Genomic DNA, 18,420 nt, shown 5'->3' on the forward strand with positions numbered 1-18,420 from the left:
AATCGACGAAACCGCCAACCGGACCGAGCGAGGCTGATCGGATGTCACGGAATCCCGAACTGGATCGCGTCGTCGCCTGGAACCTGGCCCGCACGCGCCGCCACTTCTTCCGCGACTGCGGCGTGGGCGTGGGCAAGATGGCGCTCGCATCCATGCTGCTGCAAGCCCAGGGGAAGGCCCGCGCGTCCGACGCCGCCTCGGCGAATCCGTCCCCGTTCCCGACCCCCGCCGATCCGCTCGCGCCCCGGCCGCCGCACTTCGCGCCCCGGGCCAAGCGGGTCATCTTCCTGTTCATGGCCGGCGCGCCTAGCCAGCTCGACCTGTTCGACAACAAGCCCGAGCTGACCCGCCACGACGGCAAGCCGATCCCCCCCGAGGTCGTCAAGGACCAGCGGTACGCGTTCATCCGGCCCGACGCCAGCCTGATGTCGTCGCGGTATCGCTTCGCGAGGCACGGCGAATCGGGTGCCGAGCTGTCCGAGATGCTGCCGAACCTGGCGAAGGTCGCCGACGAGATCGCCATCGTCAAGTCGCTGCACACCGACCAGTTCAACCACGCCCCCGCGCAGATCTTCCTCAACACGGGCTCGCCGTTCCCGGGTCGGCCGTGCATCGGCGCGTGGTCGGTCTACGGCCTGGGGAGCGAGTCGACCGACCTGCCCGGCTTCGTCGTCCTGTCGTCCGGCAGCGGCCTCAGCGGCGGCGCGGCCCTGTGGTCCAGCGGCTTCCTCCCCACCTCGTACCAGGGGGTCCCCTTCCGCTCCAAGGGCGATCCGATCCTCGACGTCGCCAGCCCTTCGGGGGTGGACCGGAAGTTCGACCGCGACTCGCTCGACCTGATCCGCGACCTCAACCGCCAGCACCTCGGCGCCGTGGGCGACCCCGAGATCGCCACCCGGATCAGCTCTTACGAGATGGCCTTCCGCATGCAGGCGAGCGCCCCCGAGCTGATGGACCTCTCCGGCGAGACCGCCGCGACCCTGGCCCTCTACGGCGCGGAGCCGGACCAACCCTCGTTCGCGCTCAACTGCCTGGTCGCGAGGCGGCTGGTCGAGCGCGGGGTGCGGTTCGTCAACCTCTTCCATGAAGGCTGGGACCACCACTCCGACGTCGCCGGCGGCCTGAAGGGCTCGTGCGGGCAGACTGACCGGGGGGCCGCGGCGCTCGTGATGGACCTCAAGCAGCGCGGGCTGCTCGACGACACCCTGATCGTCTGGGGGGGCGAGTTCGGCCGCACGCCGATGGTCGAATCCAACGCCGCGCTGGGCCGCAGCATGGGACGCGACCACCACCCCCAGGCGTTCACGATGTGGCTCGCCGGCGGCGGGATCAAGGGGGGCCAGACGATCGGCCGGACCGACGACCTGGGCTTCCACGTCGTCGAGGACGCCGTCCACATCCATGACCTCCAGGCGACCCTCCTCCACCTGCTGGGGATGGATCACACCCGGCTGACGTTCAAATCCCAGGGCCGCCAGTTCCGGCTCACCGACGTCAGCGGCGAGGTCGTCACGAAGCTCCTGGCGTAGCGTCGGGCGCCCCGGCGGGATCGGCGTCGTCGAACTCGCGAGGAGGCTCCCACGGCCAGCGCCGCGAACGCCGGCGGCGGCCCGTCAGGCCCAGGCCCACCATCGCGGCGCCGCCGGTCGCCACCAGCAGGTGGGCCAGGAACCGCGCCCCACGCTCCGAGGCCAGCGCCCGGTCGGTCTCGGCCAGCGGGAAGAAGGCGGCGCCCGCCATGGCGTAGAGCACGGCCCCAAGCACGCCCCCGCCGAAGGCGGACAACGCGAACCGAGGGGCCGTCTTCACGCCGCCGAGCGCCACGCCGAACGCCGCGCCCGCCGTCGCGGCGATCAGCCCCGCAACCAGGGCCTGGGCCGCCGTCCCGACGAGCAGCGGGTCGATCCCGTTGCGCTCGTGGAGGCGATAGATCGGGGGCATCGCCGCGAGGGGCAGCAGCCCGCCGACGAGCCCGCCGACGAGCAGCCCGACGGCCCCGCCGACGCCCCCCCGCCGCACGTCGCCGCGCACCATCCCGCCCGCCAGGCCGAGGAAGAGCCCCAGCAACGCACCGAGCCCGGCGTCGGCCAGCGCCGCGTTCTTGATCATCGCCACGTCGCGGGATTCGGCCGTCGGCAGGTTCGACGTCACCCCCTGGAACTGCCGGGCCACGTCGGCGGGCCGGAACACGTCCCAGGTCATTTCGCCGAACGCGAACGCCAGCAATCCCGCCGCCACGCCCGCGAGCAGGCAAGCCGCCAGGGGATGGAAGATCAGCAGCGGCGAATCCCCCCCCTCCTCGCCATAGCGCACCTGCAACTTCGACGGAAGCTCGCGCCGGTCCCCCGATTCGGATCCCATCGACATGTCGTCCCTCCCGGCCTGGTTGGCGAAACCCGTTCGTTCCTGAACCGTCGTCATGCAGGAATGTATCAAGGAACCGCCCCGGGAAAGCAGGATTTTCCGGGCCGTTCGTCGGTTCGCTCGCCCCGGATTCCGTCGAGGGGTCGCGCAGTAACCTTAAAAGTTCCTAATCCTATCCAAACGTACCTATAATGACGCGTGAAAATTCCCTTGATCGTCGACGACCTCTTGTTTATGCCATTGTCTTGCCTTTAGACTGCCGCAGTGCGAGTGCCGGATGGGCAATTCTGCTCATTCCCTTGGCCTGAAATTCGCGTGAATGAAATTCGCGTGAACGAGGGACGGGAGCCGTCGCGTCGTAGGGCCTCTTCAGAGCCAAAGTCAAATCGACTCGAGTCCTGAGGCCCCGCGACGCTGATCGGACCTGGAAGAAATCCTGGAGGTGGGAAACGCCCCCTCGTGCTTGATCGTCGTCGTCGTGCGTTCGGATGGACCGACGTCCCGCGTCGGCCATCAGGATGGGGGGCGGTCGACGCCTGGTGCAGCTCCGTGACTCCCTCGGGATCGTCACCCTCCGCCGGGCCTTGCTCCTCCGCCTCGCCTCGCACCACCCACTTTTAAGAGGTTCATTTCACCCATGCGAGCGAGCAGATTCGTGGGCCTCGCGATGGCGGCCTGCGCCGTGATCGTCTTCGGGGCCCTGACCATCTCCATGCCCGGCTGCGGCGGGTCCTCCGAGGTATCGGAAATCAAGGAGGACAAGCCTCCGACCGAGACCATGAAGGACTCCATGAATTACATGCAGCAGAAGTACGCCAAGAAGGGCTCGTCGAAGAATTGACCTGGCGGGTCGCCGTCGGCTCACGTCACGAGACCTTCGGACGACCGTTTTTGGTCTTGCTCCGCCTCGAATTCGTCCGGCCGAAGGCGCGGCTGTCGGGGTCGTCGTACGGTCTTTCATCTCGCCGGATCAGCGGGCCTGACGGCCTGTCTCAGTCCGGACGACGCCCGCGGCAGCCATTGAACGCTCGGACTCCGTGGTCCTGAACGTGTTCGCCGGTCTTTTCTCCCATCTCATTTCGTCAGGGGGTCGCTCATGCAGCAGATTCATCGTCGCGATCGGGGGTTCACCCTGATCGAGCTCCTGGTGGTGATTGCGATCATCGCCGTGCTCATCGCGCTCTTGCTGCCCGCCGTGCAATCCGCGCGCGAGGCCGCTCGTCGCGCGCAGTGCATCAACAACCTCAAGCAGATGGGCTTGGGGATGCACAACTACCACACGTCGAACAACTCGTTCCCGATGGGCGTCTCGTCGTCCTACAACGTCCCGAACGGCGGCTGCGTCGCCTGGGCCGGCTGGAGCGCGCAGGCCCTGCTGCTGGGCTACATGGAGCAGCAGTCGATCTACAACGCCGCCAACTTCAATTTCGACCCGATCTTGAACCAGGGCGACGTCAATAATCAGACGGTCTGGAGGACCAAGATCTCCTCCTTCCTCTGCCCGTCCGACCCCAACGCCGGCCGGACGTACTACAACAGCTATTACGCCAGCCGCGGCACGACGATCGACATCGACTGGGGCATCCGTCAGGATCCCCCGCCGAATTGCGGCGGCAAGAAGAGCAGCGGCCTGTTCTCGTACCAGCAGTCCTACGGCATCGCCGACTGCACCGACGGCTCGTCGAACACGATCGCCTTCAGCGAGGGCGTCGTGGGCTCGGGCAACAGCCGGCCCGCCCCCTACGTCTCGGGCGTGAACGTCGACAGCCTGGGCAGCTGGGGCAGCAACCTGACGGCCCTGCAGGACGTCAACAACATGCTGACCATGGGCGAGGTCGCCCCGGGCGCCACCATGAGCGGCATCCTCCAGACCTGCAGCGCGGGCTTCCAGACGGCGACCGCGGGCAACGGCCTGCAGACCAACCGCGGCTATCACTGGGCCTGGGGCTGCGAGACCTTCACCCTGTTCAGCACCATCGTGCCGCCGAGCTCGACCCAGTACCGCTGGTCCGCCTGCCGGTTCGGCTGCCAGGGTTGCGGCGTGGAGTCCTCGGACCACTCGCACATCACCAACGCCAACAGCAACCATCCCGGCGGTGCCAACGTCCTCCTGGGCGACGGCTCCACCCGGTTCGTCAAGGGCTCCGTGGCCATGAACATCTGGTGGGCCCTGGGCACCAAGGCCGGCGGCGAGATCATCAGCTCCGACGCTTATTGATCTCCCAGTCGTCTTTTCGGTCGGCCTGACCTGCCCTGATCAAGTCGTCCCCTTCGCCGACCCGTCGCGAGCCTCCCCGGCCGCGGCGGGTCGGCTTTTTTCATGGATCTCCACTCCCGAAGCCCCGGCTGGTATGCTTCTTGCCCCTGAAGGAGAGGAACGGGCGAGCCCGGCGGCGACGTCGGACCCGTCGATCTTGGAAGATCCTCGCATCGCAACGGCAAGACCAAGGAGTAGTTGATGAACAGCTTCAAGCGATTCGGCATGGCGGCGGCCCTGGGCGCGGGGCTCGTCGCGGGCGGGATGGTCGTCCGCGCCCAGCAGGAGCCGGGGCCCATCGAGCGGGCCGGCGAGAAGCTGGACGAGGCGGGGAGGTCGCTCCGTCAGGGGCTCGAACGCGGCTTCAACCGGACCAAGGAGGCGGTCCGCGAGACGTTCGAAACGACCCGCGCCAAGGTCAACGACATGAGCATCGAGGCCCGCGTCTACGGCCGCTTGCACTGGGACAAGCAGCTTGAGACCAGCGCCTTCGAACTCTCGTCCGAGGCCCAGGGCATCGTCACGCTTCGCGGTTCGGTCCCCAGCGTCGAGGCCAAGAAGCACGCGGTCGACCTGGCCGCCGAAACCGTTGGCGTCACCCGCGTCGTCGATCAGCTCGCCGTCCAGACCGCGACCCAGGCGACCGAAGTCGAGGTCCGCACCAAGACCGTGACCCCGGCCCCGGCGGAGCGCGTCCGGCCTCGAGTTAAGGCCACCGCCCCCGTGACCTCGCCGCAGGACTGACCGACGGCCTCTGGCCCCCTATCGCGGACGGAAAACGAAGCCCGACGGATATCGTGCTCGTCCTCCCTTTCCATCCAAACAGTCTTCCCCCCTCGCGGGCTTTCAGGGGGAGGTATCGATTTTCATCAATACTTCGGGGGGCGGGGCGGCGTCGCGCGGCGGGCCGGGCCAGGGCTCCGGGAGGAAGCGGCCGGCGGGGTCGGCCCCCCCGATCCAGGCCCGCAGGACGGCGGCGCCCCCCAGCAGGAAGGTCGACCAGCGCCGGGGCTTGGGGGCGGCGGCCGGCCCCGGCCCCGGCTCGGGCTCGGGTCGATCGGCGGCGTCGGCCGCGCCGCCGACCTCCAGCGTCCACAGGGTCGCCAGGGCCATCGCGGCCCACAGCCGGGCCGCCCGCGCCGGGTCGGCCATCCGGCTCCGCTCCCACCGCCAGCCGTCGCTCTTGATCTTCTTGAACGAGCACTCGATCCAGGCCCGCACGGCGTACCAGGACGCGTCGGCCTGTTCCGGCGGCAGGTCGGTGAGGATCAGCCAGGGGTCGGCGCGGCCCTCGTCCCACCGCGCCAGCAGCGTGCAGTCCAGCCGCGCCTCCTTCGTCTTGAAGGCCTGGCCGCGGGCCCGGAACCGGGCCCCGTGCCGCGGGGCCAGCTCGGGCATCCGCGCCCATCGGCCCCCCTGGGGCCGGAAGCAGCCCCGGGCCCTGGCCCGCATCAGCGGGTGCCAGCCCAGCTCGACGATCGCCCGGAACAGGCCCGACGACTCGATCCCCCGGTCCGACAGGACGAACACGCGTCGGTCCGGCCCGACGTGCTCGCGGAGCAGGCCCAGGAGCCGCTTCCAGTGCGGGTTCCAGGCCCCCGGCTCGTTCCCCGGCAGGACCGCCCAGGCGACCGGCACGGCGCACGACCGGTAGAGCGCCGCGACGCACAGGACCGTCATCCGATCGCCCAGCGCGGTGGCGTCGACGGCCAGGGCCAGGGGGCCGTCGCCCCAGCTCGAGAGGACCCAGCCCAGCAGCGGGCCGAAGCAGGCCTCGGGATCGAGCTCGCGGCGGGACCGGCCCCGCTTCGAGGCGGCCGGGCGGTAGAACTCGCGGAGCCGCTGGCGGACCGTGCCGGGCCCCACGTCCAGCAGGGCCGCCAGGTGGACGGCCACCCGGTCCAGCCCGCCGCCGCGTGCCAGGATCATCCCGAGGCTGTACCAGGCCAGGACCCGGGCCTGGCATCGCGACAGCGTGGGGAACCGAGTCGCGACGCGGTCGGACCAGCGGTACAGTAGTTCGGGGCGGGGCATGGCTCCTCCCGGTCGAACAGCGGTCAGCCCTGGTAAGCCGTCCGCTATAAACCGGGACCGTGCCCCGTTCCATACCCCTCTCCCATAAGCCGGACGAAATACCTCCCCCTGAAAGCCCCTCGCGGGGGAAGACGAACCCCGGAGGGGTTAGATGAGGGGGAAGACCAGCACGGGCGTCGTCGGGGTTCGCAGCCAAGTCGCCAGCGACGTCGATGGCTCTCGTCCTCGGATCCCCCATCTTCCGCGTGTCGTTTACACGCGCAGGAACGTCTTGGTCCGGTAGAGGTGGTACAGGAACAGCCACTTCACGGCCAGGACGCCGACGGCGCCGACGATGAGGGCGATGGGCTTGTCGAGCAGGGCCAGCGTCCCGGACAGGAAGTAGTCGCGGATCGTGCCGAACGGGATGATGCTCTGCGCCATGTAGATGGTGATGGCGTTCATGCCGATCACGACGAAGAAGAAGGCCCAGGCCCGCAGCTTCCAGACGTCGATGATCAGGTAAAAGAGGCCCAGCAGGAGCAGGCTGAAGCCCCCCGCGACGAGGACGAACGAGCTGGTCCAGAGGTTCTTGATGATGGGGAAGCTCTGGCCCCAGAAGTAGCCGGCCGCGACGCTCAAGGCCCCGGCGGCCAGGAGCCCCAGGGCCTTGATCCCCGGCTTGCGCGCCGAGAGGAGCCACTCGCCGGCCAGGACGCCGAGGAGCGCGGTCGCCACGGCGGGGATGGTCGAGAGCAGGCCCTCGTTGTCGCCGTAGCCGTAATAGCTCTTCATGATCCGGCCCGGCAAGACGTGGCGGTCGACGTACCCCGAGAGGTTCGTCTCCTTGCTGTAGTCGCCCCGGAGGCCCGTCTCGGGAGCCGGAACCAGGGCCAGAAGCGCCCAGTAGCCGAGCAGGATCGCGGCGAAGAGGATCGCCTGGGTGCGCGTTTTCGTGAACAAATAAATGACCGCCGCGATCCCGTAGCAGACGGCGATCCGCTGGAGGACGCCGACGTACCGGAGGTTGGCGAAGTCGAACTTGAGCGCGCCGTTGTAGATGAACGCCAGCGCCAGCAAGAGCACCACCCGCCGCGCCGTCCGCCCGAGAGCCAGCGCCCGGGGGTGCTCGCCGGTCTGGTACTTCTTCAGGGAGAACGGGATCACGGCCCCGACGACAAAGAGGAAGAGGGGGAAGATCAGGTCGTAGAACCGGAAGCCTTCCCAGTCGACGTGGGTGATCTGCTCGCCGATCCGGGCGCTCTCGGGGGTGCCCCACCAGGCGCAAATCGAGCGGGCCAGGGCGTCGCCGCCGATGATCCAGAACATGTCGAACCCGCGGAGGGCGTCGATCGAGACCAGCCGTTCGGGCCTGGGAGGCGGCGGGGCGTCGACCGCGAAGGCGCGGTCCTCGGGCTGGTCGTCCAGGTTGTCTTCGATCGACGGATCGGTCGCGAGGCTCGACATGAAAGGCTCCCCCATCGTCGGGTGTTGATCTTCGCGACGACGATTCTAATGGCCGGGCGGTCGTCGCGTCGATCGCTTCGCGGTCGAGGGGGCCGGTTTGACGGGGCGAAGCGGCGACGATCGCGACGCCGCCTCGCCGTTCGCGGATTACTTCGCGACCGTCGGGAAGTCGGCGGGGACCGGGGTGGTGACGGCGCCGGTGGCGGCCCACTCGGCGGAGCGGACGATCAGGGCGCGGAAGTCGGGTGCCTGGACGGCGCCGAGGTCGTCGCCGGCGGTATGCCCCATGACGTTGGTGACGACCCGCCCCTTGCCGAACGGGACGGTCCAGAGCATCGGCTCGTTGGTCCCCGTCCCCCCCTGGGCCTTGTCGGAGAAGGCGGAGGCCAGCACGTCCATGTTCTTCGCCGGCCCGCGCTGGCCGTGGTAAAGCTCATCCACGGCGTGGGTCCACTCCTTCGGGAGGCCCTTGACGATGGGGTGGTCGGCCTGGCGGACGACGACCGTGTAGGCGTGCCGGGGGCCGTGGCCGGAGCCGGGTCCCTCGCCCTTGGGGGTGCGGACGACCTTGCCGGCGTCGTCGATGGTGATCCGATCGCCGAAGCCCGGATCGCGCCAGCCCAGGCCGATCATCTCGTTGTACGCCGGCCAGTCGGGGAAGGAATTGTTGGCCGCGTGCATGACGACGAGCCCGCCGCCGCCGGCGACGTACTCCTCCAGCTCCTTGCGGATCGCAGCCGGCCAGGGTTCGCCGTTGTAGTTGGTCAGGACGACGTCGTACGTCTTGAAGCTGGGGTGGAACGACTCCCAGGCCGAGGCCGGCGCCTTGGCCGGGGGCGTGGTGGCCACGCTCGCCTCGAACCGGCCCGACCGCTCCAGTTCCTCTTTCAGGAGCGGCGTCGTCGTCTCCCAGGTGTGATTGTTCTGGCCCTCGACGATCAGGACCTTGAGCTTGTCGGCGGCCTTCGCGGCCCCTCCCAGCGTGAGGGCCGCCATCCCGAACGCCCCCGCCGCGACCATCGCCCGCATCCCCATCGTTCGCGACATGCTCGCCATCCCCCTGATCGGCCCAGATACCTGTCGATTCCACCGACCCCCAAGATACCGCGTCACCGGCCGGGCACAACGGCCCGAAGGCTGCGACGGGGAAAAGGCGACGCCCCGGGGCCTCCGCTGGCGCGGGGCGTCCGGGGCGGGGCGCCTTCCGGTTTCCCGGTAGTACGGGGGCTTACCGCGAGCCTCACTTCGGGGCGCGGGTCAGCTCGAACGTGGTGGGCCCGCCGGCCACTCCCGCCTGGCAGCCCTGCCAGTCGGCGACGACGTGGCCGTCGGGATGGAAGTTCACGACCAGTCCGCTGATGTAGGTGTCTTTAGCCGGATCGAGGTTCGTGCCGCCGTCGACACGAAGACCAGGCGGTCGGCCTTCGACGCGGTCTTGTCGAGCTTCAGACGGGGCTGGTTCCCGAGGGCGCAGTAGTGGGTCATCCGCAGGTCGTCGCCGTCCAGGTGGTAGATCGACGTCATCTCCATCGGCGTGCCGGGCATGGAGACCTCGACCAGGGCCGAACCGGCGCCTGTGAGCTTGTACTTCACCACGTCGGAACCGGGAACCTCCTCGGCCCCCGGATCGCACGCGCTGGACGAGTTCTTCCAGTCGCCGACCAGGGTCTTGAGGCGGTCGAACGCCGCAATGGCCGTCACCGGCGAGTCGGCCTTTTTCTCGTCCCCCGCCCCCAGGGCGGTGGCGACGAGGCTCGCGGACAGGACCAGCAGGTTGAATGCGAAGAGACGCTGCATGTGAGGCTCCCTATAATCCGTTCGGGATGCGACGTGGTTCCGATCGATCGCTCAGGTCTCCGTTCCGGTTGCTCCATCACCAGAGACGTCGAAACATACATCGTCAGTGTACGGGCGTCAAGCAGATTCCAGGAGTGAGTTGAGAAATGGCCCAGTTGAACATGTCGATCGAGCATGGCCAGGCGTGGGATGTCGCGCGGGCCAATTTCGAGTCGGTGATCGAGAAGGCGCGAGAGGACTACGCGCGGTGGATCCACGCGGTGAGGTGGTCCGAGGATCGGACGTCAGCGGCGCTTTCGGGCCCGTCGTACGAGGTCGTGCTGGACCTCGACCCCACGCATGTCCATGCGCGGGGGCGGGTGCCGCTGGCGATCAAGCTGCTGGAGCCCTCGGTGCGTCGGTTCATCGAACGCACGGTGAAGGCCCAGCGGGAGGGGGGGGCGTGAGGACCCGGCCGGTGGTCACTGCGGATCGAGGGCGGCGCGGAGGTGTTCGGCGATCTCGTCGGCGGTGAGGGCCCGGTCGTAGACGGCGACCTCGTCGAGCAGGCCTTCCAGGCTCTCGGCGGGCTGGCGACGGTCGCCGAGGGTGAAGGCGGAGGGGGCCCGCTTCGGCGACGGTTCGGCGTCGGCGTCGGTCTCCAGGTCGAGGACCCCGTCGAGGTAGACGAGGACGCGTCGGCCTTGCCGGACGAGCGCCAGGTGGTGCCATGCCTTGGGAGTCACGTCGGTCTTGCCGACCACCGGTCGGGGGTCCTGGGGGCCGCCATGGGTGAAGACGAGGCGGTGGGGCGGGACGCCTTCGGCGGCCCCGGAGAGGTGGACGGCGTCGCCGGGGACGTCGTCACGGCCGCGTTCGAAGAGGACCCCGGCGACGGCTCGCCCGGCGGGTTCGAGGCCGTTCCAGAACCAGAGGTCGACGGAATAGACCTCGGGCGAGACGGCGAGTTCGGCCGTGAGAGCGCCCCCCGCCAGGTGGTTGGCGCGGTCGATCGGGCCGTCCTTCGGCCGGAATCCCGGCAGGTCGGGGCCGGGGAGGAAGAGGGCCACGCCCCCCCGCCGCAGCGCCGGGCGTTCATGGCCGGTGGCGTCGCGGGCCTCGGCCCCGTCCATCTCGTCGAGCCGCCAGAAGGCGGCGGGCCTGGCGGCGAGGACGACCTCGGCGTATCGGCTCGGCGCGGGACGTTCGGCGCGTCGGGGGGCGGCGGCGACCTTCTCCAGCAGCCCGAGCGCGGCGTCGATGATCTTCGGCTCGGCCTGGACTTCCAGGCCGGCGGTGCGCGCGGGCCACGTCGTGTAACCGCCGAGCGTGTGCTGCTCCGGGGGCGGAATGTAGCCTTCGGAGCCGTTCGCCAGCTCGATGTTCATGGTCAGGGGGAGCGGGCTGCGGGCCTTGAGCTTCAGGCCGGTGAGGGCGAAGACCTCGTCGGGGATGGCGACGACGCCCAGGTCGCCGATGCGGAGGGCCTGGAGCTTGAGCGTCCGCTCGGGCTCGTCGTGCAGGTGGACGGCCTCCTTGGGGTAGACCTCGCCGAAGTTCTGGGGCGGCCGGTCCCCCATGGCCGCGACGATCTTGCGGGCCCATTCGAGCCGCTCGGGGCTGGGGGTGCGGCGACCCAGCGTGAGCGTGGTCTCGGCCATCGCCAGGGCCGGGCGGTCGCGGTAGGTCTTGATGGATTGATAGGCGCGGAGGGCCGATTCGGCGACGCCGTCGGCGTAGGCGTCGAGGCCGGGGTCGACCTTGGGCTTGCCGTAGTCCATCCACATCTGATCACCGCTGGTCCCCTGCGACATGATGCAGACCGGCGCGGGGCCGTCGGGGGCGAGCTTCTTCGCCAGGGTCGCGGCGAACCGGCCGTAGTAGTCGGCCGAGACCGGCGTCGAGCCGTAGTAGTGCATCGAGTAATTCGCCAGGACGGCGATCGGCCGGCCGCCGGGCTCGCGGATCGCCAGCACGGTGAGCGCCGGGTCGGTGGGGCCGGAGGGGGCGATGGCGTCCGGGTTCTCGTAGCCGGGGTGCATGTTGGCCCGGACGGTCTTGTCGCCGAACGGGTCGTCGATGATCCGGTCGAACCGTCGGATCCAGCGCCGGGTGTGGGTGTGCTCGGGGTCGTCGACGGCTCCCCAGCCGATCTCCGCCGGGGCCAGGGCCGCCGCCGCCTTCTCGATCGCCTCGGCGATCTTCCCCGGCAGGAACTTCGCATAGGCCGGATCGACGGGAGTCCCCAACGCGCCCATGACCGAAGGCGCGGTGTGGGTGTGGGTCGCGGCGATCAGCATCCGATCGACGGCGATGCCGGTCGTTTTGGAGGCGAGTTCCTTGGCCTCGTCGATCAGTTCGCGAGGCATCATGCAGCTGTCGACGATCGCGACGGCCAGCTTGGTCGTCCCATCGTCCAGGACCACGCAGCGCGCGTGCAGCGGGTCGCGGGTCTGGTGGCCGATCGCCTGGAGGAAGCCGCCGTTGACGATCACCGGGAACGTCGACGGCGACACGTCCACCACGGCCGCCCCCGCCCGCAAGGCCCCCCTTCCCCGGCCTGCGCGGCGGTCGGGCCCAGGATCGAAAGCGTCAGGACGAACAGCCGGAGGAGCATCGTTCGGGTCATCATGGAGGCTTCACCATCGAAGGGTTCTGGACGGGCTCAGTCGGCGGACTCTCCCAGCTCGCGCAGCCGCGCGGCGAGTCGCTCGGCGCGGAGCCGTTCGACCCTGGCGGATTCCTCGGCGGCGTCGGCGCGGAGGCGTTCGGCCTGGGCGTCTTCCTGCATCTCCAGGGCGGTCTTGAAGGGGGTGCCGTCGGGGTGGAGGATCTTGAGGCTCTCGGGGCCTTCGCCGGGCTCGAACCGGACGCCGAGGCGGGGGCTGATCCAGCCGCGCGGGTCGGGGACTTCTTGCAGGCGGCCGTCCTTCTGGATCCAGCCTTGCAGGTCGCCGTCGTCGGGGTTGTAGATGTAATATTCCTCGACGCCGCGATCCTCATAGATGCGAAACTTGCGCATCATCTCGGGGACGCGGTTGCCGGGCGAGAGGATCTCGAAGACGACCTGGGGCGCGATCCCGCCTTCCTCCCACTGCTTGTAGGAGCCGCGATCCCCCTTGGGCCGGCCGAAGGCGACCATCACGTCCGGCGCGGTCCGGGCCTTGGGGTTCCCTTCCTCCGCGTACCCGAGGAGGTCGCCGGCGACGAAGACGTCGGGCCGGTCCCGGAACAGGAACTCCAGGCCCTCCTTGATGAGGACGATCCAGCGGAATTGCACCGTATTATCCGACATCGGCTGGCCGTCGCTGTCCGGGTAAAGGATCTGGTCGTTTCGGGATCTCAGGGCCGACGTGCTCATGATCGCGTCCATCTCGGTTCCGGGAGTCCTGCGTCCCCACCTGCGCGCCAGCTTAAGGTGGAATCGCGTACAGGGCAAGGAGGCGAGCGGGACGATTCCGGAAACTCGGCGGCTTAGGGTCTTCGTCCCGGGGGGGCGGCGGAATACGATGGACGCGTGGCGAATGGGGAGGCTCCGGGCGGGGAAAGGGGCGTTGCCGTGACGGTCTTCTGGATTGTGGCCGGGGTGGTGGGGCTGGCGCTGGTCTACCTGGCGTGGACGTACAACCGGCTGGTGAGCCTGAGCCGACGGGCCGATGGGGCGTGGAGCGACATCGACGTCCAGCTGAAGCGGCGGTGGGACCTCGTCCCGGCCCTGGTCGAGACGGTCAAGGGCTACGCCAGGCACGAGTCCGCGACGCTGGAGGAAGTGGTCCAGGCGCGGACGAAGGCGACGCAGGCCGGCACGGTCCCCGAGCGCGGGGCGACCGAGCAGACCCTCTCGGGAGCCGTGGGCCGGTTGTTCGCGGTGGCCGAGGCCTATCCCGAGCTGAAGGCCGGGCAAAACTTCCAGGAGCTGCATCGGTCCCTCGTCGACGTCGAGAACCACGTCCAGTACGCCCGGCGCTACTACAACGCCGTGATTCGCGACCTGAACACGCTGATCGAGGGCTTCCCGTCGTCGCTGGTGGCCTCGGCCTCGGGCTTCTCGCCCCGGGCCTTCTTCCAGATCGAGGAGGGGGAGCGCGCCACCCCTCGCGTGAGCTTCGACGCCGCGTCCGGGCCTGCGGGGACGCCGGGATGAAAGGGACGACGGCCTTGAAGACGCTGATGAGTCGGGCCGGGCGGGCGTTCGCGGCGGCCTTCGCGCTGGGGTTGCTCGCGTCCTTCGCGGCCCCCCCCGCGCGGGGCGACGACGGCTGGACGATCGCCGCCTTCGACGTCGACGCGGCCATCGGGGCCGACGCCGGGCTCGACGTCGTGGAGACGGTCGACGCCGACTTCGAGGTCCCCAAACACGGCATCCTCCGCGAGATCCCCATCCGCTACGCCGTCGGCGTGCACCAGTACTCGCTGCGGTTCCGGCTCCTGGGGGTGGACGACGGAGAGGGGCGGTCGTATCCCACCTCGGTCTCGTACGAGTCGAACCTGGTCCGCATCCGGATCGGCTCGCCGGACTACGAGGTCCAGGGGCGGAACCGGTACCGCATCCGCTACCACGTCCAGCGGGCCGTCCTCTGGGAGGGGAACCAGGCCTGGGCCGACGGCGGCCGGGCCGTCCTGCGCTGGAACGCCACCGGCACCGAGTGGCAGGTCCCCATCGCCCAGTCGAAGGTGACGGTCCACCTGCCCCGCGACCTGGACGACTCCCAGGTCTCGTACGACGCCTGGGTGGGCCGCTTCGGGGTCTCCGGGCGCGACTTCCGCAAGCGCCGGGTCGACGCCCGGACGATCGAGTACGAGACCGGCCGGCTCGCCGCCCGCGAGGGGATCACCGTCGAGGTCACCATGCCGGCCGACGCCGTCGCCCGGCCCGGCCCGGCCCGCCGCCTGGGTTGGTGGCTCATGGACAACTTCCCGTACGTCGTCTTCCCGATCACCGCGGCCCTCTGCTTCCTCACCTGGTTCGCCAGGGGCCGCGACCTGGCCGGGATGGGGACCATCGTCGTCGGCTACGAGCCCCCCGACGGCCTGACCCCGGCCGAGGTCGGCACGCTGGTCGACGAGCAGGTCGACATGAAGGACGTCTCCGCCACGATCATCGACCTCGCCGTGCGCGGGTATCTCCGCATCGAGGACGTCCCCCGCAGCGGCTGGTTCTCCTCCGGAGCCGACACCCGGTTCGTCAAGATCCGCGAGCCGAAGGGGCTCAAGATGTTCGAGAAGATGCTGTTCGACCGGATCTTCCGGGACGGCGACCAGGTCCTCCTCAGCGACCTCCGCGAGAAGTTCTACCCGGTGCTGCCGGTGGTCACGAACTACCTGTATGAGATCCTGACTCGGGACCGGTACTTCGACGGCAACCCGCAGTCGGTGCGCACGGGCTTCCTCGTCGGGGGCCTGGTCGCCGTGGCCGCGGCGGTCGGGCTGACGGCCGTGATCCAGCTCGTGATCCTCTCCCGGATCTTCGTGTTCCCGGTGATCGTCGCCCTGATCCTGTCGGCCCTGACGGTGGTCGCGACGAGCCGTTACATGTCGCGGAAGACGCGCAAGGGGCGGATCGCCTGGGAGAAGATCGCCGGGCTCGAGGAGTACATCCGCCGGGCCGAGGTCGACGACATCCGCGAGCAGGAGCGCCAGGGGATCTTCGAGCGGCTGCTCCCTTACGCGATCATCTTCGGCCTGTCCGACCGCTGGGGCAAGGCGTTCGCCGACCTCTACCGCCAGCCCCCCGATTGGTACCGCCCGGCCGACCCCGGCAACTTCTCGACCTGGGTCCTGGTCAACGACATGGACCGCTCGATGTGGTCGATGAACCGGACGTTCCCCACCCAACCCCGCTCCACCGGCGGCGGCTCCTCCGGCCGGGGCGCCGGCTACAACTGGTCGAGCGGCGGCTTCGGTGGCGGCGGCTCCTCCGGCGGCGGCTTCGGCGGCGGCGGCGGCTCCTCCTGGTGACCCCGAAGATTTGGCTTCGTTCGCGCGACCTCCGAAACGAACCCATCGGCCGCAAAGCTCAACCTGAATGAAACTTAGGCCAAAATCAGGGAGCCGAAATCGGCTTCGTTCGTCACGATTTCCTCGATTCGTCATGGAGCCCCCCGTTCTTCGCCAGTGGCTTCGTTCGCCCCCGCCCACGAACGAAGCCATTGATCGCAAAGCTTTTTGCTGCATGTCCTTTCGGCTGGATTCTCGGGCCTCGAAATTGGCTTCGTTCGGCGCTTTTCGCGACACTCCTCACTCAACGCCACCGAGTTCCGGCGGAATCTCCTCGGGTGCCACGGGTTCCGCGAACCCGTGGATCGGCGTCGGGCCGGTCCCGAGCCGTCGTCCGACTCCCCGGCCGGTCCACCGGTTCAGAGAACCCGTGGTGCCCCGTTCGCCGCCTCCCGACCCCCTTGAGGTGGTGGTGTTAAGTGAGGAGTCTCCCTTTCGCCATGCCTCGGGATGTTCCTCGGGGCCGCGCCGCTTGAGCGAAACCGGCGCGAAGCATCGACGCCTCATGACCCTCGACGATCCGCCCGTGACGTCGTTCCGCAACATCCCGTATCTGGCACAGTACAACCGGATTCCCCAGGGGAGACGAGGATCGGCCGCTTTCCGCCTCGTCTCGGGGTGCTCTGGCGAATGCACTCGACGTTGCTCCGCTCGCCCAACCCGTGGCGCGGCCGGGACGTCCGGGCGGTCTCTGGGTCGTCTTAGGTTTCGCGATTGGTCTCCGGGGTCGGGAAGGGCTGGCTCAATTCAATAATGAACGAGGCGGGGCGAACGTCTTCCATGAGCATCCAAACCTCCGCCGCCGACCGTCGAGCCGACCTGGACGCCCTGCGAGCCTGGGCCATGTTGCTGGGCATCGTCCTGCATGGGTCGCTCTCGTTTTTCCCCTCGTTCTGGATGGTGGCGGATCGTCGGCAAGCTTCGGGATTCGGGATCCTCTTCTCGGCGATCCATGGCTTTCGGATGCCGCTGTTCTTCGTCATGTGCGGGTTTTTCAGCGCGATGCTGCTGCAACGGCGGGGTCGCGGGGCGCTGGTGAAGCATCGGTTCCGCAGGGTGTTCCTCCCCTTGCTGCTGGGGATGGTCACCATCGTCCCGCTCACGAACTGGATCTCCGGCGTCGCGCTCTCGTCCGCCGTCGGCAAGCCCGGCGACGCGTCGCGGTCCGACGCCGAGGCGACGGACATCTGGGGGGCCGCGCGAGTCGGCGACCTCGACGGCATCGAGCGGCGGCTGGCGAGCGGGGCGGCCGTGAACGACCCGGACCCCAAACAAGGCGGCGCACCGTTGCTCTGGGCGGCGGCCGGCGGTCGGGCCGAAGCCGTCGAGCTGCTCCTCGCGCGCGGCGCCGACGTGAACGCCGCCGACCGGGAAGGCGGGACGGCGCTGCACGCGGCGGCCTTCCTGGGCCATGAGAAAGTCGTCGAGGCGCTCGTGCGAGCCGGAGCGAAGCTCGACGCGATGAACAAAACCGGCAACACGCCCCTGGATGTCGCGTCGCTCGACGAGGAGACGACCCGCTACTACGCGTCGCTCCTCAAGCTCGACCTCGACGAGGACGGGCTGGGCGGCCGCAAGGCCGCGATCGCGGAACTCCTGCGGAGCCACGGCGCGACGGCGGGGAAGCAACTGGGGCTGGGGGAGCTGCTGATGCTGATCCCCGTCTTCAGCCACCTCTGGTTCCTTTGGTTCCTCTGGTGGCTCGTCCTCGGCTACGCGGCCGTCTCCGCCCTCGTCGCAAGGCTTCCGTCGGCCCGCACGCCGGATTGGCTGGTCCTCTCGCCCGCCCGATACCTCTGGCTGGTCCCCCTGACGATGCTCCCGCAGGCGTTCATGGGGGGCGGGGGAACGTCGCCGTTCTTCGGGCCCGATTCCTCGAGCGGACTCCTGCCGATCCCGCACGTCCTGGCCTATTACGCGATCTTCTTCGGCTTCGGGGCGCTTTACTACCGGGCCGACGACCGATCCGGCCGCGTCGGCGAGGCCTGGTGGCTGCCGGTCGCGATCGGGCTCCTCGTCGTCTTCCCGCTGGGGACGGCCCTGGCGGCGGGATGGCCCGGGCCTTTAGGGATCGGGCTCGGGCCGCGGTCGAGCCGAATCCTCTCGATCTTCTTACAGGCGGCCTACCCGTGGCTCATGACGTTCGGCCTGATGGGGATGTTCCGGCGGGCCCACCCGGCCGAGAACGCGAGGATGCGGTATCTGTCGGACTCGGCCTACTGGCTCTACGTCGCCCACCTCCCCCTGATCATCGGGGCGCAGTACGTGGTGCGAGACTGGCCGATCCCGGCCCTGGCGAAATTCCTGCTCATCGTCGTGGTCGTGACCGCCTTCCTGTTGTGGACGTACCAGACCCTGGTGCGCTACACCTGGCTGGGACGGTTCCTCAACGGCCCGCGCACGAGGCCGGCGCGCATGGAGGCGTCGGCGGTCCCCGCGTGACGGCTCCGCGTCGAGGAGGTCCCCTCGGGCTCGACGAGAGATTCAGGGAATTTCATCGGCCGACCACTTGAATCGGAGAAGAGTTCTGTTACGTTGCGCCATAA

At 69.1% G+C, this 18,420-nt stretch carries 15 protein-coding genes; 8 read left to right on the forward strand and 7 right to left on the reverse strand.

Annotated elements, in window-relative coordinates; all coding sequences use genetic code 11:
- The first annotated feature begins 41 nt into the window (after positions 1–41).
- Positions 42–1,529 carry a DUF1501 domain-containing protein gene (locus VT85_RS22455; RefSeq protein WP_068420198.1) on the forward strand — a complete coding sequence of 496 codons (1,488 nt, stop codon included), beginning with the start codon at positions 42–44 and terminating at the stop codon, positions 1,527–1,529.
- Here the strand turns inward: VT85_RS22455 and VT85_RS22460 are convergent.
- A complete protein-coding gene (locus VT85_RS22460; protein ID WP_156513032.1) occupies positions 1,510–2,367 on the reverse strand; it encodes a hypothetical protein in 858 nt (285 codons plus the stop codon). The genes VT85_RS22455 and VT85_RS22460 overlap by 20 nt on opposite strands.
- A 634-nt stretch (positions 2,368–3,001) precedes the next feature.
- Between VT85_RS22460 and VT85_RS22465 the strand changes: the two genes are divergently transcribed.
- The 3 genes from VT85_RS22465 to VT85_RS22475 all read left to right on the forward strand — a co-directional run bounded on the left by VT85_RS22465 (position 3,002) and on the right by VT85_RS22475 (position 5,365).
- On the forward strand, positions 3,002–3,205 hold the full coding sequence (locus VT85_RS22465) for a hypothetical protein (protein WP_156513033.1): 204 nt from the start codon (positions 3,002–3,004) through the stop codon (positions 3,203–3,205).
- A 255-nt stretch (positions 3,206–3,460) separates the two neighbouring features.
- Positions 3,461–4,582 carry a DUF1559 domain-containing protein gene (locus VT85_RS22470; RefSeq protein ID WP_068420204.1) on the forward strand — a complete coding sequence of 374 codons (1,122 nt, stop codon included), beginning with the start codon at positions 3,461–3,463 and terminating at the stop codon, positions 4,580–4,582.
- Between the two features lie 240 nt (positions 4,583–4,822).
- Positions 4,823–5,365 carry a BON domain-containing protein gene (locus VT85_RS22475; protein ID WP_082858809.1) on the forward strand — a complete coding sequence of 181 codons (543 nt, stop codon included), beginning with the start codon at positions 4,823–4,825 and terminating at the stop codon, positions 5,363–5,365.
- Between the two features lie 102 nt (positions 5,366–5,467).
- On the opposite strand, the gene VT85_RS22480 is transcribed toward VT85_RS22475, so the two are convergent.
- From VT85_RS22480 to VT85_RS22495, 4 genes are all read right to left on the reverse strand, one after another.
- The gene (locus VT85_RS22480) at positions 5,468–6,655 is read right to left on the reverse strand and encodes a transposase (RefSeq protein WP_068411429.1); all 1,188 of its coding nucleotides are present in this window, start codon (positions 6,653–6,655) and stop codon (positions 5,468–5,470) included.
- Between the two features lie 252 nt (positions 6,656–6,907).
- Entirely contained in the window at positions 6,908–8,101 is a 1,194-nt protein-coding gene (locus tag VT85_RS22485; RefSeq protein WP_082858810.1) for an acyltransferase family protein, read from the reverse strand.
- 147 nt (positions 8,102–8,248) lie between these two features.
- Positions 8,249–9,148, reverse strand: a complete 900-nt coding sequence (locus VT85_RS22490) for a ThuA domain-containing protein (RefSeq protein WP_082859037.1) — start codon at positions 9,146–9,148, stop codon at positions 8,249–8,251.
- 294 nt (positions 9,149–9,442) lie between these two features.
- Entirely contained in the window at positions 9,443–9,898 is a 456-nt protein-coding gene (locus VT85_RS22495) for a hypothetical protein (protein ID WP_068420208.1), read from the reverse strand.
- Positions 9,899–10,044: 146 nt separating this feature from the next.
- On the opposite strand from VT85_RS22495, the gene VT85_RS22500 reads away from it, so the two are divergent.
- Entirely contained in the window at positions 10,045–10,344 is a 300-nt protein-coding gene (locus VT85_RS22500; protein ID WP_068420209.1) for a polyhydroxyalkanoic acid system family protein, read from the forward strand.
- A gap of 15 nt (positions 10,345–10,359) precedes the next feature.
- On the opposite strand, the gene VT85_RS22505 is transcribed toward VT85_RS22500, so the two are convergent.
- Together VT85_RS22505 and VT85_RS22510 are read right to left on the reverse strand one after the other, a co-directional pair.
- Entirely contained in the window at positions 10,360–12,420 is a 2,061-nt protein-coding gene (locus tag VT85_RS22505; RefSeq protein WP_068420211.1) for a LamG domain-containing protein, read from the reverse strand.
- Positions 12,421–12,542: 122 nt separating this feature from the next.
- Positions 12,543–13,238 (reverse strand): Uma2 family endonuclease, encoded by a 696-nt coding sequence (locus VT85_RS22510; protein ID WP_156513034.1) that lies wholly within the window; start codon positions 13,236–13,238, stop codon positions 12,543–12,545.
- A gap of 198 nt (positions 13,239–13,436) precedes the next feature.
- On the opposite strand from VT85_RS22510, the gene VT85_RS22515 reads away from it, so the two are divergent.
- The 3 genes from VT85_RS22515 to VT85_RS22525 all read left to right on the forward strand — a co-directional run bounded on the left by VT85_RS22515 (position 13,437) and on the right by VT85_RS22525 (position 18,316).
- A complete protein-coding gene (locus tag VT85_RS22515) occupies positions 13,437–14,021 on the forward strand; it encodes a LemA family protein (RefSeq protein WP_068420214.1) in 585 nt (194 codons plus the stop codon).
- On the forward strand, positions 14,018–15,835 hold the full coding sequence (locus VT85_RS22520) for a DUF2207 domain-containing protein (RefSeq protein ID WP_068420216.1): 1,818 nt from the start codon (positions 14,018–14,020) through the stop codon (positions 15,833–15,835). Before VT85_RS22515 ends, VT85_RS22520 begins: the two co-directional genes overlap by 4 nt.
- Positions 15,836–16,654: 819 nt before the next feature.
- Positions 16,655–18,316: an acyltransferase family protein gene (locus VT85_RS22525; protein WP_068420218.1), complete on the forward strand. Its 1,662-nt coding sequence runs from the start codon at positions 16,655–16,657 to the stop codon at positions 18,314–18,316.
- Positions 18,317–18,420: the final 104 nt, after the last annotated feature.

This window comes from Planctomyces sp. SH-PL62 (assembly GCF_001610895.1).
In the GTDB taxonomy this organism is placed as follows: domain Bacteria; phylum Planctomycetota; class Planctomycetia; order Isosphaerales; family Isosphaeraceae; genus Paludisphaera.